This window comes from Mesorhizobium sp. IMUNJ 23033 (genome assembly GCF_044778005.1).
GTDB classification, from domain to species: Bacteria; Pseudomonadota; Alphaproteobacteria; order Rhizobiales; family Rhizobiaceae; genus Mesorhizobium; species Mesorhizobium amorphae_A.
Genome location: NZ_JBJACT010000010.1, coordinates 157,066 through 173,774 on the forward strand (window position 1 = coordinate 157,066; position 16,709 = coordinate 173,774).

Annotated in this window: 15 protein-coding genes; 7 read left to right on the top strand and 8 right to left on the bottom strand. The window is 64.3% G+C overall.

Annotation, left to right across the window (positions count from 1 at the left end):
* The first annotated feature begins 29 nt into the window (after window positions 1-29).
* Window positions 30-251 carry a DUF1674 domain-containing protein gene (locus tag ACFX5Q_RS13945; protein WP_404278695.1) on the top strand — a complete coding sequence of 74 codons (222 nt, stop codon included), beginning with the start codon at window positions 30-32 and terminating at the stop codon, window positions 249-251.
* Between the two features lie 179 nt (window positions 252-430).
* Here ACFX5Q_RS13945 and ACFX5Q_RS13950 read toward each other — a convergent pair whose 3' ends face one another.
* On the bottom strand, window positions 431-1,096 hold the full coding sequence (locus ACFX5Q_RS13950; RefSeq protein WP_404278697.1) for an HAD-IA family hydrolase: 666 nt from the start codon (window positions 1,094-1,096) through the stop codon (window positions 431-433).
* A gap of 170 nt (window positions 1,097-1,266) precedes the next feature.
* On the opposite strand from ACFX5Q_RS13950, the gene ACFX5Q_RS13955 reads away from it, so the two are divergent.
* Both ACFX5Q_RS13955 and ACFX5Q_RS13960 read left to right on the top strand, forming a co-directional pair.
* On the top strand, window positions 1,267-2,136 hold the full coding sequence (locus tag ACFX5Q_RS13955; RefSeq protein WP_404278699.1) for a transglutaminase family protein: 870 nt from the start codon (window positions 1,267-1,269) through the stop codon (window positions 2,134-2,136).
* Between the two features lie 295 nt (window positions 2,137-2,431).
* Window positions 2,432-3,793, top strand: a complete 1,362-nt coding sequence (locus ACFX5Q_RS13960; protein WP_404278701.1) for a pilus assembly protein TadG-related protein — start codon at window positions 2,432-2,434, stop codon at window positions 3,791-3,793.
* 304 nt (window positions 3,794-4,097) lie between these two features.
* Here ACFX5Q_RS13960 and ACFX5Q_RS13965 read toward each other — a convergent pair whose 3' ends face one another.
* Both ACFX5Q_RS13965 and acs read right to left on the bottom strand, forming a co-directional pair.
* On the bottom strand, window positions 4,098-4,847 hold the full coding sequence (locus tag ACFX5Q_RS13965) for an MOSC domain-containing protein (protein ID WP_404278703.1): 750 nt from the start codon (window positions 4,845-4,847) through the stop codon (window positions 4,098-4,100).
* The gene (gene acs, locus ACFX5Q_RS13970; RefSeq protein WP_404278706.1) at window positions 4,847-6,802 is read right to left on the bottom strand and encodes an acetate--CoA ligase; all 1,956 of its coding nucleotides are present in this window, start codon (window positions 6,800-6,802) and stop codon (window positions 4,847-4,849) included. The genes ACFX5Q_RS13965 and acs overlap by 1 nt, the downstream gene beginning before the upstream one ends.
* Window positions 6,803-7,105: 303 nt before the next feature.
* On the opposite strand from acs, the gene ACFX5Q_RS13975 reads away from it, so the two are divergent.
* Window positions 7,106-7,378 (top strand): usg protein, encoded by a 273-nt coding sequence (locus tag ACFX5Q_RS13975; protein WP_192181965.1) that lies wholly within the window; start codon window positions 7,106-7,108, stop codon window positions 7,376-7,378.
* Window positions 7,379-7,415: 37 nt separating this feature from the next.
* Here the strand turns inward: ACFX5Q_RS13975 and ACFX5Q_RS13980 are convergent, their stop codons facing one another.
* Together ACFX5Q_RS13980 and ACFX5Q_RS13985 are read right to left on the bottom strand one after the other, a co-directional pair.
* Window positions 7,416-8,450: an aldo/keto reductase gene (locus ACFX5Q_RS13980; RefSeq protein WP_404278709.1), complete on the bottom strand. Its 1,035-nt coding sequence runs from the start codon at window positions 8,448-8,450 to the stop codon at window positions 7,416-7,418.
* A gap of 45 nt (window positions 8,451-8,495) precedes the next feature.
* Window positions 8,496-9,677 (bottom strand): MFS transporter, encoded by a 1,182-nt coding sequence (locus ACFX5Q_RS13985; RefSeq protein ID WP_404278711.1) that lies wholly within the window; start codon window positions 9,675-9,677, stop codon window positions 8,496-8,498.
* A 122-nt stretch (window positions 9,678-9,799) separates the two neighbouring features.
* Between ACFX5Q_RS13985 and ACFX5Q_RS13990 the strand changes: the two genes are divergently transcribed.
* The gene (locus ACFX5Q_RS13990) at window positions 9,800-10,705 is read left to right on the top strand and encodes a LysR family transcriptional regulator (RefSeq protein ID WP_404278713.1); all 906 of its coding nucleotides are present in this window, start codon (window positions 9,800-9,802) and stop codon (window positions 10,703-10,705) included.
* Window positions 10,706-10,758: 53 nt separating this feature from the next.
* Here the strand turns inward: ACFX5Q_RS13990 and ACFX5Q_RS13995 are convergent, their stop codons facing one another.
* Window positions 10,759-11,808, bottom strand: coding sequence for an aldo/keto reductase (locus ACFX5Q_RS13995; protein ID WP_404278715.1), 1,050 nt, complete (start codon window positions 11,806-11,808; stop codon window positions 10,759-10,761).
* A gap of 105 nt (window positions 11,809-11,913) precedes the next feature.
* Window positions 11,914-12,576 carry a YggS family pyridoxal phosphate-dependent enzyme gene (locus tag ACFX5Q_RS14000; RefSeq protein WP_404278717.1) on the bottom strand — a complete coding sequence of 221 codons (663 nt, stop codon included), beginning with the start codon at window positions 12,574-12,576 and terminating at the stop codon, window positions 11,914-11,916.
* A gap of 148 nt (window positions 12,577-12,724) precedes the next feature.
* On the opposite strand from ACFX5Q_RS14000, the gene leuS reads away from it, so the two are divergent.
* A complete protein-coding gene (gene leuS, locus ACFX5Q_RS14005; RefSeq protein WP_404278719.1) occupies window positions 12,725-15,349 on the top strand; it encodes a leucine--tRNA ligase in 2,625 nt (874 codons plus the stop codon).
* Window positions 15,336-15,911, top strand: coding sequence for a hypothetical protein (locus tag ACFX5Q_RS14010; protein ID WP_404278721.1), 576 nt, complete (start codon window positions 15,336-15,338; stop codon window positions 15,909-15,911). The genes leuS and ACFX5Q_RS14010 overlap by 14 nt, the downstream gene beginning before the upstream one ends.
* An 84-nt stretch (window positions 15,912-15,995) precedes the next feature.
* Here ACFX5Q_RS14010 and fsa read toward each other — a convergent pair whose 3' ends face one another.
* Window positions 15,996-16,652, bottom strand: a complete 657-nt coding sequence (fsa, locus tag ACFX5Q_RS14015; RefSeq protein ID WP_404278723.1) for a fructose-6-phosphate aldolase — start codon at window positions 16,650-16,652, stop codon at window positions 15,996-15,998.
* Window positions 16,653-16,709: the final 57 nt, after the last annotated feature.

A 16,709-nucleotide genomic window follows, 5' to 3' on the forward strand; every position in this document is an offset into this window, starting at 1 on the left:
CCCCTGTTTCAATCCGCCGGGACTATCGCATGACCGACCAGACCAGCAAAGCCGACACCGGCCCGGATCGCGACACACCGCAAAAAACGCTGACGCCGGCGGCCAGCCGCGCGCTGGCGGAAGCGCGGGCAAGGCGCGAGGCATATCGCGAAAAGGAAGCGGCGCTGCCGAAGGAAATCGGCGGCCGCGGCGGCAAGGAGCCCGGCCGCTATGGCGACTGGGAACTGAAAGGCCTGACCAGCGATTTTTAGGCTGGGCTGATGTTCAGGTGATGCCGGCCTGCAAATGGCGGCTTCCTGCGCTTCCGGTGCTTGTGTTGCCGATCACGCACTTCGGAGATTAGCGGAAACGCCCCTCCCATTCGTCATCCCAGGGTCTCCGCGACGTCGCTTCGCTCCTGCTTCGCCCTGGGATGACGAAGCTAGGGGCCTTAAGCCGCGGCCAGCTCCGGTGCGGGAGCGATCCAGCCGCGATCGTCGACGGCGATGCCGAGCCCGTCGTAAGAGGCGATTGCCATGTGTGGCGTCTGCAGCGGATAGCCGTGCGTGGCGCTGATCACCATGACCGTGGCTTCGGCCGCCTCGGCCGCGGCAATGCCGGCTGGGGCATCCTCGAAGACGAGGCAATCGCGCGCATCCACGCCGAGCCGTTCGGCGGCCAGCCGGAAGCAATCGGGCGCCGGCTTGCCGCGCGTGACATCCTCGGCAGCGACTATGACGGCTGGTATCGGGATGCCGGCCGCCTTCATGCGCAGCAGCGCCAGCTCGCGCGGCGCCGACGTGGCGATGGCCCAGCGTTCGGGTGGCAGCGACTTCAGAAAGGCGACCGCGCCGGCGATCGGGAGGATGCCGTCGAGGTCGGCCGCCTCGGCCTGCAACAGCGCATCGGCCTCGCTTACCGGGTCGACGCCTGGAAGATTGAGCCGGCCGATGGTCTCGATCGCCCGCACCCCATGGATCGTCGGCAGGAAGGTGGCGACGTCGAGGCCCTGGCGCTGCGCCCACTGCGCCCACCCCCTTTCGGCGGCGGCAATGGAGTTGATCACCGTGCCGTCCATGTCGAACAGAAAGGCCGCGAATTTTCTGCCTGCAAACATCTGATATCCTGGCGTTGTTTTGGGGGGTCGGTTCGGGAGGGTGCGACCCTAGCGTCATGGCCTTGCCATTGGAAGCCGTGGCGTCACCTTTTCGACCCGTCGCGGGGGAACCATGGTCCTCTTGGCGCGTTGAGGTCATTCACTTTCAAGAAGACCGAAGGGGGACCGCGATGCTGATCAGGCTCGGCTACGAAATTGCTATTGAGAGTGACGCTGCAACGCCGATCATTTCACTGCTCGACATCCACCGGGAGCGCCAGGCCGACATCAAGCGGCAGACCCGCGTGCTGACGTCGCCTTCGGTCCCGACCCGGGTCTATCACGACCGCCATGGCAACAGCTGCCGCCGTTTCACCGCGCCCGCCGGCGGGTTCCGCATCCTCTACGACGCGGTCATCGAGGACAGCGGCGAGACCGACGACGTCAACACGCTGGCCGGGGAAACGCCGGTGGCGCAACTGCCCGATGAGGTGCTCGTCTATCTGCTTGGCAGCCGCTACTGCGAGACCGACCATCTCAGCGACCTCGCCTGGCAGCTGTTCGGCAACCTTCCGCCGGGCTGGGCGCGGGTGCAGGCGATCGTCGACTATGTCCACAGCCGCCTGTCGTTCGGCTACGGCTATGCGCGCTCGACCCGCACGGCGGCGCAGGCGCATGAGGAGCGCGTCGGCGTCTGCCGCGACTTTGCCCATCTGGCGATCACGCTCTGCCGCTGCATGAACATCCCGGCCCGCTACGTGAACGGCTATCTCGGCGATATCGGCGTGCCGGTCGATCCAGCGCCGATGGATTTCTCGGCGTGGATGGAAGTCTTCCTCGACGGCAAGTGGTACACGTTCGATCCGCGCCACAATCGCCCGAGGATCGGCCGCGTCGTCATCGCGCGCGGCCGCGACGCCACCGACGTGCCGCTGCTGCACAGTTTCGGCCAGCACCGTCTCAGCCTGTTCAAGGTCTGGACCTATGAGCAGGAGCGCAATCTGTTCAATCCGCCCCATCATGGCGTCGACAGGACCGTCAGCGCCCAGATGCTGGCCTGACGACGCCGCCCGAGACCGGCCTGAGATCGACGGGTGATCCGCTTCGGGACAGTCGGTCTGTGCCGGACCGGGACCGAAAAGCACCACGGGCGGGATCATGGTAAGCACTTCGTAAAGGAAGTTGCGGCTCGGGTTTTCTGTTTACCGGCCATTCACCTTGCCCGACTTCGAAGCCGAGTGAAAACAATGGCTTGACAGGAGATGGCGGCTTTTGCGGTCGCGGCAGCGCCATCCGGCCGGATTCCTGCAACTCCCCTCATGCGGTTTCGAGGCCGCGGCAAGTGGAGGCGGAAAGATGCGGCGGTTCAGAGGTCTTGTTCAGGCGGCCGGCGGCTTTGCCAGGGATCGTGGCGGAAACTTTGCCATCGTCTTCGGCTTCGCGGCGTCGGTGCTGGCGCTGGGCGTCGGCTTCGCAGTCAATGTCTCCCAACTCTACAACGCCAAATTGAGCCTGCAGAGCATCGTGGACGCGGCGGTTACCTCGACGGCGCGCGATCTCACCACCGGCGTCATCAAGGAAGCCGATGCGAACAAGTCCGTGCAGGCCTTTCTCGATGCCAACAGCGCGGCCGGCATCCTGCAGACCGACCAGATCGTTCTCGACAAATTGACGGTCGACAAGACGGCCAAGACCGTCCGGGCGGACGTCCATGCCGATGTCGCCTTCTATTTCCCGCTGTTCAGCATGGGCGACATGCAGCGCGTGGGCGTCTCCACCACGGCACTTTATTCGGACAAGACGATCGAGGTGGCAATGATGCTCGATGTGACCGGATCGATGACCGGTCAAAAGATAAAGGACTTGAGGGCCGCCGCCGCAAATGCGGTCGACAGCTTCCTCGACAATCAGAACCAGGCCAACCCCAGGGTGCGGGTGTCGATCGTGCCCTACGCCAATTCGATCAATGCCGGTTCGCTTGCGGAAAGCAGCGTCTATGTCGAAACCAAGGCCGGCCAGCGCAAACAGGCTCCGGGCAATGACGACCCGAAATATGTCGCGGCCTCGTCGCGCCCGGACAATTGCGCCACCGAGCGCAAGGGCACCTATCAATATTCGGACACCGGCCCCGACGTCAGCATGGTCAATCGCGACTATTTCCTGTCGGACTTCGCAAAGAGCAGCCGCACGGCAGCTTGCCCGGCCGCTGCCCTGATGCCGCTGACGGCGGATGCCGATGCGCTGAAGAATGTCATCAAGACCTTTGCCGCCTCGGGCGGCACTGCCGGTCATATCGGCGTGCAATGGGCCTGGTACATGCTTTCCGAGAACTGGGGCAGCGTGATGAAGGCTTCGCAGCGGCCGGCAAAGATGGACCCGAAAAGGGTCGCCAAGATCGCGATCCTAATGACCGACGGCGAGTTCAACCTGTCCTATTTCGACGCCAGCAGCGTCGGCGAGGTCTACAACGACGCCGGCAAGGAACCGACCCGCACCGCGGCAAAGACACTGTGTGCCGCCATGCGCGACCAGGGCATCGAAATCTTCACCATCGGCTTCGACCTCCAGGAGAAGAACGCTAAGGCGACGCTGCAGGATTGCGCGAGCGCCGACACCGGCAAGATCAAGCACTTCTATCAGGCGGCCAACGGGACCGAACTCAACGCAGCATTCCTTGAAATCGCACGCAACATCGAGACGCTGACTATCAAGCGCTGATCCGCCGACTTCGGGCAGTCCGTGAGAACGGAAAAGGCCGCCGCTTCTTTCGAAGCCGGCGGCCTTCCGTGTTTCCGTCCATGGCGCGGTCTCTGGCGGCGACGCTCTCACGTCACCTGCCGCGCATCTCGCGCCTTAACGGGAAGACTGCTTCCCGAAAGTGCAATCCGCTGAGGCCACGTTCTGGAAAACGAAATCACTCGACATCGGATCACCTCCTTTCGATCTGTTGAACACACCCTCATGATGGGGTGCGTTGCAGCAAAAGACAAGACGCAGGTTTGAAAAAGCCAGAGGCGCCTTGTCAGACGAACCGCATCGGCGCGCCAACCTCGACCCGCCCCGGCCGGTCGACCGTGCAGTAGACGCCGAGATTATGGGCGTTGTGGCGCACCAGGTTGCGCAGGATTCCGGGATCGTTGTCGAAACCGTCCTGGGCGATGATGGTAAAGCCGCAGCGGCGGCAGGGTTCGGAGATAGTCAGCAGCAGGTCGCCGATCGCTAGCTTGCGGCCGATCCATTCCGTTTCGGGGAACGAGCCTTCGACCGGCTCCATGTCGACGACGATGTTGGGGCGGAAGCGGCGAGGATCGGCGGCACCTTCCGGATGCAGTGCCTTCAGCCGCGCCAGCGAGGCGGTGGTCAGCAGATGGATGGGGTTCTTGGCGTAGCGCTCCGCGGTCAGCGGGCCGGCATAGTCGGGCGCGGCGTTTTCGCGGCGGAACGGCCGGATCGAAGCTTCAAAGCCGAGAAAGGCTGAAATGGCGCGGTCGCTTTCGGCGCCGGATGCGGCCAGCCAATCGCCGTCGGGGAGGGCGATCTCCAGTTCGCGGTTGTTGGTCAGCCGGGTGCGGATGCGCGGCACCTTGTGCCATTTCACGTCGCGGTCGGGCCGTGCGATCTCATTGTCCGATCGATCGACGAGGCCGAACATGCGGTCTCCGTCGATGCTTTCGGGGCCGACCGAGATCGCGTCCAGGCGCTCGCCGGCGAGCGAGCTCGCCGGATAGCGCCAGAGCTGGGCAACCGCACCCAGGGCAGTCTTGTCCTGCATCATGCCTTCTTGTTCTGCCGGTTGGCGACAAGATCATCGACGACGGCCGGATCGGCCAGCGTCGAGGTGTCGCCGAGCGCGCCGAAATCGTCCTCGGCGATCTTGCGCAGAATGCGGCGCATGATCTTGCCGGAACGGGTCTTGGGCAGGCCCGGCGCGAACTGGATCTTGTCAGGCGTGGCGATGGCGCCGATCTCCTTGCGGACATGGTCGACCAGTTCCTTGCGCAGCGCCTCGCTCGACGCCTCGCCTGCCATCAGCGTGACATAGCAGTAGATGCCCTGGCCCTTGATGTCGTGCGGGTAGCCGACGACGGCGGCCTCGGAAACCTTGTCGTGACTGACCAAAGCCGATTCGACTTCCGCCGTGCCCATGCGGTGGCCGGAGACGTTGATGACGTCGTCGACGCGGCCGGTGATCCAGTAGTAGCCGTCTTCGTCGCGGCGGCAGCCGTCACCGGTGAAGTACTTGCCCTTGTAGGTGGAGAAATAGGTCTGCACGAAGCGCTCGTGATCGCCATAGACGGTGCGCATCTGGCCCGGCCAGGAATCGGTGATGCAGAGATTGCCGTCGGCCGCAGCCTCGAGCACCTTGCCATCGTTGTCGACCAGCTGCGGCTTGACGCCGAAGAAGGGCCGTGTCGCCGAACCCGCCTTGAGGTTGGTAGCGCCGGGCAGCGGCGTGATCAGGATGCCGCCGGTCTCGGTCTGCCACCAGGTGTCGACGATCGGCACCTTGCCGTTGCCGACGACGTTGAAATACCACTCCCAGGCTTCCGGATTGATCGGCTCGCCAACCGAGCCCAGCACGCGCAGCGACTTGCGCGAGGTCTCGGTGACGTGGCTGTCGCCGGCGCCCATCAGCGCGCGCAACGCCGTCGGCGCGGTGTAGAAGATGTTGACCTTGTGCTTGTCGATGACTTCCCAGAAGCGCGACTGCGACGGGTAGTTGGGCACGCCCTCGAACATCAGCGTGGTGGCGCCATTGGCGAGCGGCCCGTAGACGATGTAGCTGTGGCCGGTGACCCAGCCGACATCGGCGGTGCACCAGTAGATGTCGCCATCATGGTAGTCGAAGACATATTGGTGCGTCATCGAGACATAGACGAGATAGCCGGCGGTGGTGTGCAGCACGCCCTTCGGCTTGCCGGTCGAGCCCGATGTGTAGAGGATGAACAGTGGATCCTCGGCCTTCATCTTCTCCGGCTTGCAGTCGGCCTTGACCGTCGCGATCTCGTCATGGTGCCAGAGGTCGCGGCCCGCCACCCAGTTGATCTTGCCGCCGGTGCGGCGCACGACCAGCACCTTCTCGACCTTGGTGCCGGCCTTGGCGGCGATGTCGATCGCCTTGTCGGTGTTTTCCTTCAGGGGCACGTGCTTGCCGCCGCGCAGGCCCTCGTCGGCGGTGATGACGAAGGTCGATTTGCAGTCGTCGATGCGGCCGGCCAGCGCATCCGGCGAGAAGCCGCCGAAGACCACCGAATGGATGGCGCCTAGCCGCGTGCAGGCGAGCATCGCATAGGCCGCTTCCGGGATCATCGGCATGTAGATGGTGACGCGGTCGCCCTTCTTGACGCCGTGCTTCTTCAGCACATTGGCGAAGCGGCAGACATGCGCGTAGAGCTCGTTGTAGGTGACCTTCCTGTCGTCATAGGGATTGTCGCCTTCCCAGATGATGGCGGTCTGGTCGCCGCGCTTCTTCAGGTGCCGGTCGATGCAGTTGTATGAGACGTTGGTCTCGCCGTCCTCGAACCATTTGATCGAGACCTTGCCGTCGAAGGAGGTGTTCTTGACCTTGCTGAAAGGCTTGAACCAGTCGATGCGCTTGCCGTGCTTGCCCCAGAACTTGTCCGGGTTCTTGACGCTGTCTGCATACCATTTGAGGTAGGTGTCGTTGTCGATCAGCGCGTTCTTCTTCCACGCCGGCTGGATGCGATGGACATGAACCTCGGACATTTTTATTCCCCTCCCGAAACCAACGCGCCGGCTTGGGCGCCGGCGCCATCGCGGCAAAGCGGCCGCGAATTCGCGCGCATTATTAACAGTTCCACGATGACGGCAATATTAGACGTTGGATTCGCGCGGCGGGATGCCGCAGGGGCATGATCCGATGCTGTCAGCACTCGACCACGGTCGCTGCTAACTGCATGTTTTGGCGAGGAAAACCCGGATACGATCAGGAAAAATCAATAGACAGTTAAATAACAAGGCGCACAATCTGATGTCGGGAGGAAAGGAGAATCGACCCAGGGGGCTGCAATGCATGACCATTCCGAAATGGACCTGATGCTCAAAGGCTATGGCTTGACCACGGCCAAGATTCTTTATCATTTTCCCGACCATCCGCATCTGCTGCAGAGCTACATCTGGCAGGACTACGACATCGCGCCGAAATTCCCGGTGCTGATCCGCTTCATCGAGTTCTGGAAGACCAAGCTCGACGGCCCGCTGCATTCGGTGACCTATACGCACCAGAAGCTGATCGCGCCGAATGAGTGGCGCAAGGTCGATGGCGAGTTCGTGCTGCACTGAACGGCGAAGGCCGCCGTTCGGTGCGAGATCGCCGGTTTCAGACGGCGGGCGGGTTCAGCCGGGCGAAACCTTCCTGGCGGCGATAGGGGAAATAGGGGTAGGGCGCGGTGACCTCGCTTGCGGCATCGAGCCTCTTGATCTGCTCGGCGGTGAGCGTCCAGCCCACGGCGCTGAGGTTCTGGCGCAATTGCTCCTCGTTGCGGGCGCCGATGATGACGGAGGAGACCGTCGGGCGCTGCAGCAGCCAGTTGATGGCGATCTGCGGCGCGGTCTTGCCGGTTTCGGCAGCCACAGCGTCGAGCGCATCGATCACCCGAAAGAGAATCTCGTCCTCGACCGGCGGCCCGAAGCTTGCCGTGTCGTGCAGCCGGCTCTTTTCCGGCAAGGGCTGGCCGCGGCGGATCTTGCCGGTCAGGCGGCCCCAGCCGAGCGGGCTCCATACCAGCGCGCCGACGCCCTGGTCGAGGCCGAGCGGCATCAGCTCCCACTCATAGTCGCGCCCGACCAGCGAATAATAAACCTGATGGGCGATGTAGCGCGGGTAGCCGTGCCTGTCGGCGAGGCCGAGCGATTTCATCACCTGCCAGCCGGAGAAATTGGAGACGCCGACATAGCGCAATTTGCCGGCGCGCACGAGGTCGTCCAGCGTCGACAGCACCTCCTCGATCGGCGTGCCGGCATCGAAGGCATGCAGCTGCAGAAGGTCGATGTAATCGGTGCCGAGACGCCTCAGCGCATCTTCCACCGTCCTGATAAGCCGCGATCGCGAGGAGCCGAAGTCGGTTGGTCCATCGCCCATCGGCAAAGAAGTCTTGGTCGAGATCAGCACGGCGTCGCGGCGACCCTTGATGGCCGCGCCGAGTACCTCTTCCGACGCGCCGTTCGAATAGACGTCGGCGGTGTCGAAGAGATTGACGCCTGCCTCGAGGCAGATGTCGACCAGCCGCCGCGCTTCCTCGGCGTCGCTGTTACCCCAGGCCCCGAACAGCGGTCCCGAGCCGCCGAAGGTGCCGGCGCCGAATGAAAGCACGGGAACCTTCAGGCCCGATGCGCCAAGACGTCGATAGTCCATTTTTTGCTCCTGTGAGGTCGAGAGAGTTGTTGCTTTGAGGGTTCGTCACGAGCGGGCGGATGCCGGTTCGCCGAGCGCCGAGCCACGATCGAGGCGCAGCGCCAGTGCGGCCACGCCGAGCGCCGAAAGCGGCAGCAGGGCCGCGACCCAGGTGACGGCGCCGAGGCCGGGGCCGTGGGCGATCACCACGCCGCCCAGCCAGGCGCCTGCGGCGTTGCCGAGATTGAAGGCGGCGATGTTGAAGGACGAGGCGAGGCTTTGCCCGGCGCCTTCGGCCTTGTCCAGCACCCACATCTGCAGCGGCGCCACGGTGGCGAAAGCGGCGGCGCCGAGGAGGCCGACATAGAGGACGGCCGTCACCTGGTTGTGCAAGGCGAGGGTCATGGTGGCGAGCACCAGCGCCAGCACGACGAGGCTGCCGAGCACGGACGGCACCAGCCAGCGGTCGGCTGCCTTGCCACCAATGAGATTGCCGGCGATGAGGCCGCCGCCGAAGACGAGCAGGATGGGCGACACCGCCGCTTCGCCAAAGCCGGTGATCTCGGTAAGCAAAGGAGCGATGTAGGTGAAGACGGCGAACACGCCGGCATAGCCAAGCACGGTGGTGGCGAAGCCAAGCAATACCGGTGCGCGGGCAAGGACGGCAAGATCGGCGCTGAGCTTGCTCTTCTCCGGCTCTGCCTGGCCGCGCGGTACCAGAAGGAGAATGATGGCGAAGGCAGCGAGCCCGACCAAGGTCACCGCAAAGAAGGTCGCGCGCCAGCCGAGGGCCTGGCCGAGCCAGGTGCCGAAGGGAACGCCGAGGATGTTGGCGATGGTGAGCCCGGTGAACATCAGGGCTATCGCCGACGCCTTCTTGTTGGGCGCGACCAGCCCGGTCGCCACGACCGAGCCGACGCCGAAGAAGGTGCCATGGGCAAAGGCGGTGAGCACGCGGGCGCCCATCAGCGTCCAGTAGTCGGGGGCTAAAGCGCAGGCGAGATTGCCGATGGTGAAGATCGCCATCAGCGCCAGAAGCACCGTCTTGCGCGGCCAGCGGCCGGTGGCGACAGTCAGGAGCGGCGCGCCGATGACGACGCCGAGCGCATAGCCTGAAATGAGCTGGCCGGCGGCCGAGATCGAGACGCCGAGATCGGTGCTGACGTCGAGCAGCAGGCCCATGATGACGAATTCGGTAACGCCGATGCCGAAGGCGCCGGCGGCAAGGGCATAGAGAGCAAGAGGCATGGCGGTCGTCCTGTTGGTCGCGGAAGGACGCCTGTCAGCGCGTCCCGACCCGGAAGATCGTGTCGCAACCAACTGTGAACCAGCCTTGCTCCGGGCATACTTTCTGTGAAATAGATTCACGAATGGCGAGACCAGAGACAAACCGCTCCGGCGAGATCGAAGTGTTCGTCCGCGTCGTCGAGGCGGGCAGTTTTTCGGCGGCGGCGCGGGCGTTGCGGATGACGCCGTCGGCGGTGAGCAAGCTGATCGCGCGGCTGGAGGCCCGGCTTGGCGCGCGCCTGGTCAGCCGCTCGACGCGACGGCTGCAGCTCACGCCGGAGGGCATCGCCTTCCATGACAGCGGCGTGCGCATCCTCGCCGACATGGCGGCGGCCGAGCGAGAAGCAGCTGCAGGGGCAGCACCGCGCGGCCTGCTGCGGGTCAACAGCTATGTCCCCTTTGGCCAGCACCGGCTGATCCCGCTGCTGCCGCGCTTCCTCGAACGCTATCCCGAGATCTCGGTCGACCTTGTGCTGACCGACCATGTCATCGATCTGATGGAGGAGCGCGCCGATGTCGCCATCCGTGCCGGGCCGCTCGGCGAATCGCGGCTGGTGGCGCGCAAGCTCGGGCAAAGCCGGACAGTCGTGGTCGCGGCACCCTCCTACCTCGACGCCCATGGCACGCCGCGGACACCGGTCGATCTCGACCGCCACAACCGGATGGGCTTCCGCTTCGCGCGCCATATCGACGGCTGGCCGTTTGTCGACAGAGCCGACCGCTCCATCGTGGTCCCGACCACCGGAAGCGCGCTGGTCAGCGATGGCGAGGCGATGCGGCTGATGGCACTTTCAGGCGCGGGCATAGCCCGGCTGGCGCGCTGGCATGTCGCGGCCGACATCGCCGCCGGCCGGCTGGTGCCTTTGCTCGAGGACTTCAACCCCGGCGATGAGGAACTGACGCACGCTGTCTATGTCGGCCAGGGCAAGCACCTGCCGGCGCGGGTGCGGGCCTTTCTCGACTTTCTGGTCGAGACAGTACGGCTCTGAAAGACGTTCGGGAGCCGGTGGCTCCCGAACTGTCAGCTAGGGATGGCTGTTGCTTACGCCTTCGGTGCGAACGGCGCCGGGCGGCGGCCTGCCGCCTGCCGTTCCAACATCCAGCCGGGATATTCGGCCGGCAGAGCGCTCACCTCATCCAGCCTGGCGAGGTCGTCGGCGTCGAGCTTCAGCGCGGTCGCGGCAAGGTTCTGCTCGAGCTGCTCCATGCGGCTGGCGCCGATGATGACGCTCATCACGAAGGGTTTTGCCAGCACATAGCCGAGCGCCACCGTGGCGACGCTGACGCCGTGCTTCCCGGCAATGTCGCGCATGACGGCAACCGCTGCCCAGGCACGGTCCTCGTTGACCGGCGGGAAATTAAAGGACGCGCGGCGGCCTTCGCCATTGCCGGGCGCGCCCGGACCGTACTTGCCGGAGAGCAGGCCGCCCGCCATCGGCGACCACCCCATCAGGCCGAGCTTTTCCTCGTTGATCAAAGGCACGATCTCGCGCTCGAGATCGCGGCCGGCGATCGAATAATAGGATTGCACGGTCTCGAAGCGGGCAAAGCCCTTGCGCTCGGCGATGCCCAGCGCCTTGGCGATGCGCCAGGCCTGCCAGTTCGAGACGCCGACGTAACGCACCTTGCCGCTGGACACAAGATCGTCGAGCGCCCGCAGCGTCTCGTCGATCGGCGTCACCGCATCGGTGCCGTGCAGCTGGTAGAGATCGATATGGTCGAGCTGCAGCCGCTCGAGGCTGGCATCGACCGAATCCATGATATGGCCGCGTGAGGAGCCGCGCTGGTTCGGGCCACTGCCCATGGCGCCGTGGACCTTGGTGGCGATGACCACGTCCGACCTGACTACACCGAGGTTTTTCAGCGACTGGCCGAGCAGTTTTTCGGACTCACCGAACGAATAGACGTCGGCCGTGTCGAAGAAATTGACGCCCGCGGCAATGGACCGGCCGACGATCTCGTCAACGCCCTTCTGGTTCAGGCTGGCGATCAGGCCCCATTGGGCGTTTTCCCCGGCGGCGCCGAAGGTCATGGTGCCGAGGCAAAGTTCGGAGACGAACATCCCCGTGTTTCCGAGTTGGTTGTAGCGCATGGTGCGGCTCCGGGAGGTTTGGTGATGACGTCCGGAAAATAGGAACGGTACGTTCCGTTTCAAGCGCTGGCGCAATTGCACTGTTGGGATTGGCTCAAGCTTCTGCTAGCGGCTGCCGAAGATCGCCGAGCCGACCCTGACGCTGGTGGCGCCGAAGGCGATGGCCGTATCGTAGTCGCCGGACATGCCCATCGACAGTCTTGCGACGCCGGCTTCCTTGCTGAGCTTCTCCAGCAGGGCGAAATGCGGGCCGGGATTCTCGTCGGCCGGCGGGATGCACATCAGGCCTTCGATGGCGAGGCCGTGAACCTCGCGGCAACGGGCGACGAAGGCGACGGCCTCGCGCGGCTCGATGCCTGCCTTCTGCGGCTCGGAGCCGGTGTTGACCTGCACGTAGAGCCTTGGTGTCCGGCCCTGCCGGGCGATCTCCTTGGCAAGCTCGGCCGCGATCTTCTCGCGATCGATCGTCTCGATGACGTCGAACAGGGCGACCGCTTCCTTCGCCTTGTTCGACTGTAGCGGACCGATGTGGTGCAGTTCGATTTCCGGGAATGCTGCCTTCAGCGCCGGCCATTTGGCTTGTGCTTCCTGCACGCGGTTCTCGCCGAAGACGTGTTGGCCGGCCTCGATCACCGGACGGATATCGGCGGCTTCGAAGGTTTTCGACACCGCGACCAGCGTCACAGCACCGGCATCTCGCCCGGCCTCGCGCTCGGCGGCGGCGATCCGCGCCTTGACGGCAAAAAGCTGTTCGACGGCGTTCGCCATGCCTAAATCCTGCCTGTCTTTATCGCTCTCGGCCGGATCGCCGCAGTTGACGGGTCCGGCAATCCATGGTGAACACCGCGACGACATTTTCCCTGGCCGCCGGCCATTGTCCGGTGGCTCGTGCCTGCTTTTAAGTGAAAAACATCCGATGGCAACCGAACGATACAATCCGCGCGCGTCAGAGCCCAAATGGCAGAAGGCCTGGGACGCCAAGAAGCTGTTCGAAGCGCAAAACGACGACCCGCGTCCGAAATACTATGTGCTGGAGATGTTCCCCTATCCGTCGGGGAAGATCCATATCGGCCACACCCGCAACTACACGATGGGCGACGTGGTGGCGCGCTACAAGCGGGCCAAGGGGTTCAGCGTGCTGCACCCGATGGGCTGGGACGCCTTCGGTATGCCGGCCGAGAACGCGGCGATGCAGAACAAGGTCCATCCCAAGGACTGGACCTATGAGAACATCGCCGCCATGCGCGAGCAGCTCAAGGTCATGGGCCTGTCGCTCGACTGGGCGCGCGAATTCGCCACTTGCGACGTCGACTACTACCACCGCCAGCAGATGCTGTTCCTCGACTTCGTCGAGAAAGGGCTGGTGACGCGCAAATCCTCCAAGGTCAACTGGGACCCGGAGGACATGACTGTGCTCGCCAACGAGCAGGTGATCGACGGGCGCGGCTGGCGCTCGGGCGCGCTGGTCGAACAGCGCGAGCTGACGCAGTGGTTCTTCAAGATCACCGACTATGCGCAGGACCTCTTGGATTCGCTCGAAGGCCTCGACGAGTGGCCGGAGAAGGTCAAGCTGATGCAGCACAACTGGATCGGCCGCTCGGAAGGGCTGCTGATCCGCTGGCCGCTGGCCGCACCGATTGCCGGCGAGCATGAACTCGAAGTGTATACGACCAGGCCCGATACCATCTTCGGCGCCTCCTTCATGGCTGTCGCCGCCGATCATCCGCTGGCGAAAAAGGCCGCGGAAGACAATCCGGCGCTGGCCAAGTTCATCGAAGAGGTCCGCCACATGGGCACCTCGGTGGCGGCGCTGGAGACGGCCGAGAAGAAGGGTTTCGACACCGGCATCCGCGTCGTCCATCCGTTCGACGACAGCTGGACGCTGCCGGTCTATGTCGCCAATTTCGTGCTGATGGAATACGGTACCGGCGCCATCTTCGGCTGCCCGTCCGGCGATCAGCGCGACCTCGACTTCGCCAACAAATACGGCCTGCCGGTGGTACCGGTGGTGATGCCGGAAGACGCCGATGCGAAAACCTTCCAGATCATCGAGGAGGCCTATGACGGCGACGGTGTGATGATCAATTCGCGCTTCCTCGACGGTATGACGCCGGAGAAGGCGTTCGACGAGGTGGCGAAGCTGCTCGAGCAGAAAACCATCGGCAACCGGCCGATGGCGGAGCGCAAGGTGAACTTCCGCCTGCGCGACTGGGGCATTTCGCGCCAGCGCTACTGGGGCTGCCCGATCCCGATGATCCATTGCGAGGATTGCGGCGTGGTGCCGGTGCCGAAGGCCGATCTGCCGGTCAAGCTGCCCGACGACATTGAGTTCGACCGGCCGGGCAACCCGCTCGACCGCCACCCGACCTGGCGGCATGTCAACTGCCCGCAATGCGGCAAGGCGGCACGGCGCGAGACAGACACGATGGACACGTTCGTCGATTCGTCCTGGTATTTCGCGCGCTTCACCGCGCCCTGGGCCAACGATCCCACCGACCCGCGGGCGGCCAATGAATGGCTGGCGGTCGATCAGTATATTGGCGGCATCGAGCATGCGATCCTGCATCTGCTCTATTCGCGCTTCTTCACCCGTGCCATGCGCGAGACCGGACATCTCGACCTGGCCGAGCCGTTCAAGGGCCTGTTTACGCAAGGCATGGTGGTGCACGAGACCTACCGGGTCGGCAGCGCGTCCAACGGCCGCTGGCTGTCGCCCGGCGAGGTCAGGCTGGAGGACGTCGACGGCAAGCGCAGCGCCATCGAGATCGCCACCGGCGATGAGGCCGTGATCGGCCCGCTGGAGAAGATGTCGAAGTCGAAGAAGAACACGGTGAGCCCGGAAGAGATCACCGACGGCTACGGCGCCGACACCGCGCGCTGGTTCATGCTGTCGGATTCGCCGCCCGAGCGCGACGTCGAATGGACCGACGATGGCGCGGCCGGCGCGCACCGCTTCGTCCAGCGCGTCTGGCGACTGGTGTCAATGGCTGCCGAGTCGCTGGCCGGCATCCAGCCGGCGGCGGCGCAGGACGGTGAGGCGGGTGCTGTTTCCAAAACCGCGCACAAGATCCTGAAAGCGGTCGGCGAAGACATCGAGAAGCTCGCCTTCAACCGCGCCATTGCCCGCGTCTACGAGCTCGCCAATGCCTTGACCGCGCCGCTCAACGAGGTCGCCGAAGGCAAGGCCGATCCGGCGCTGAAAGGCGCTTGCCGAGAGGCGGTGGCGATCCTGGTACACCTGGTCGCGCCGGTCATGCCGCATCTGGCCGAGGAGTGCTGGGAGACGCTCGGCGGCACCGATATGGTCGCCGAACGGCCGTGGCCTGTCTACGATCCGGCGCTGGTCGTCGACAACGAGATCGTGCTGCCGGTGCAGGTCAACGGCAAGAAGCGCGGCGATTTGACAATTGCCCGCGACGCGGACCAAGGTGCCGTCGAAAAAGCGGTGCTGGCCCTCGACTTCGTGCAGAAAGCGCTCGAAGGTAAGGCGCCCCGCAAGGTGATCATCGTGCCGCAGAGGATCGTCAATGTCGTTGCCTGAGCTTGGAAGGACGACGCGTTTTCTGCGCCGTGCAGCACTGTGCGGCCTGGTCGCCTCGGCCGCGCTGGTTTCGGCCTGCACGGTGCGTCCGCTCTATTCGAACGCGCCGCTCACCGCCGGTTCGACCGTCGGCGCCGCCGCCGAACTGGCGTCGATCTCGATCAAGCCGGTCAAGACCCGTTACGCCCAGCAGGTGCGTAACAATCTGATCTTCGGGCTCGGCCAGGGCGCGGGCGAGCCGGCCTCGCCGGTCTACACGCTCGATCTCGGCGTCAGCGAATTGGTCGAATCGGCGGCCCTTGTGCAGATCCAGACCGACGAGGACGAGCCGACGGCCGGCACGGTGACGCTGACCTCGAACTATGTGCTGACCGACGCCAGGACCGGCGCGGTGATCGCAACCGGCAAGCGCTCGGTGCCGTCATCGTTCGACAGGCCAACCCAGGAATACGCCTCCTACCGGGCACAGCTCGACGCGGAAAACCGCGCCGCGCGCGAACTGGCGGAACTGCTGCGGCTATCGGTCGCCCAGGATCTGGTCAAGCACGGCAAGAAGGCCTGATCACTTCCCATTTTGCCGGTATGGAATACGCAAGAAAAAAGGCCGATTGCTCGGCCTTTTTTCACAAATCCCGTTAGCTCCGTATCAGCCGATCTTCTGGCCGGTCTTGGCCCAGTCGGCGAGGAACGCCTCGAGGCCCTTGTCGGTCAGCGGGTGCTTGACCAGTGCCTTCAGCGTCGCCGGCGGCGCGGTGATGACGTCGGCGCCGATCAGCGCCGCCTGCTTGACGTGGTTCACGGTGCGGACCGACGCCGTCAGGATCTCGGTCGGGTAGTCGTAATTGTCGTAGATCTGCCGGATCTCCTGGATCAGTTCCATGCCGTCCGAGCCGGTATCGTCGATGCGGCCGACGAAGGGCGAGATGAAGGAGGCGCCGGCCTTGGCGGCCAGCAGCGCTTGGTTGGCGGAGAAGCACAGCGTCACATTGACCATCCGGTTCATCTGCGTGCGGATCGTCTTGCAGGCCTTCAGCCCGTCCAGCGTCAGCGGCACCTTGATGCAGACATTGGGCGCGATCTTGGCCAGCACCTCGGCCTCCGCCATCATGTCCTTGAATTCGGTGGCCACCACTTCGGCCGAGACCGGACCGTCGACGATGTCGCAGATCTGCTTGGTGACATCGGCGATCTTGCCGCCGGACTTCAGGATCAGCGAGGGATTGGTGGTGACGCCATCGAGCAGGCCAAGATCGTTCAGCTCACGGATTTCCTTGACATCGGCGGTGTCGACAAAAAATTTCATGATGGGGTCTCCTGAAGATTTTCATGTGCATGCCATGCACATTCGGGGTCGGTCTTT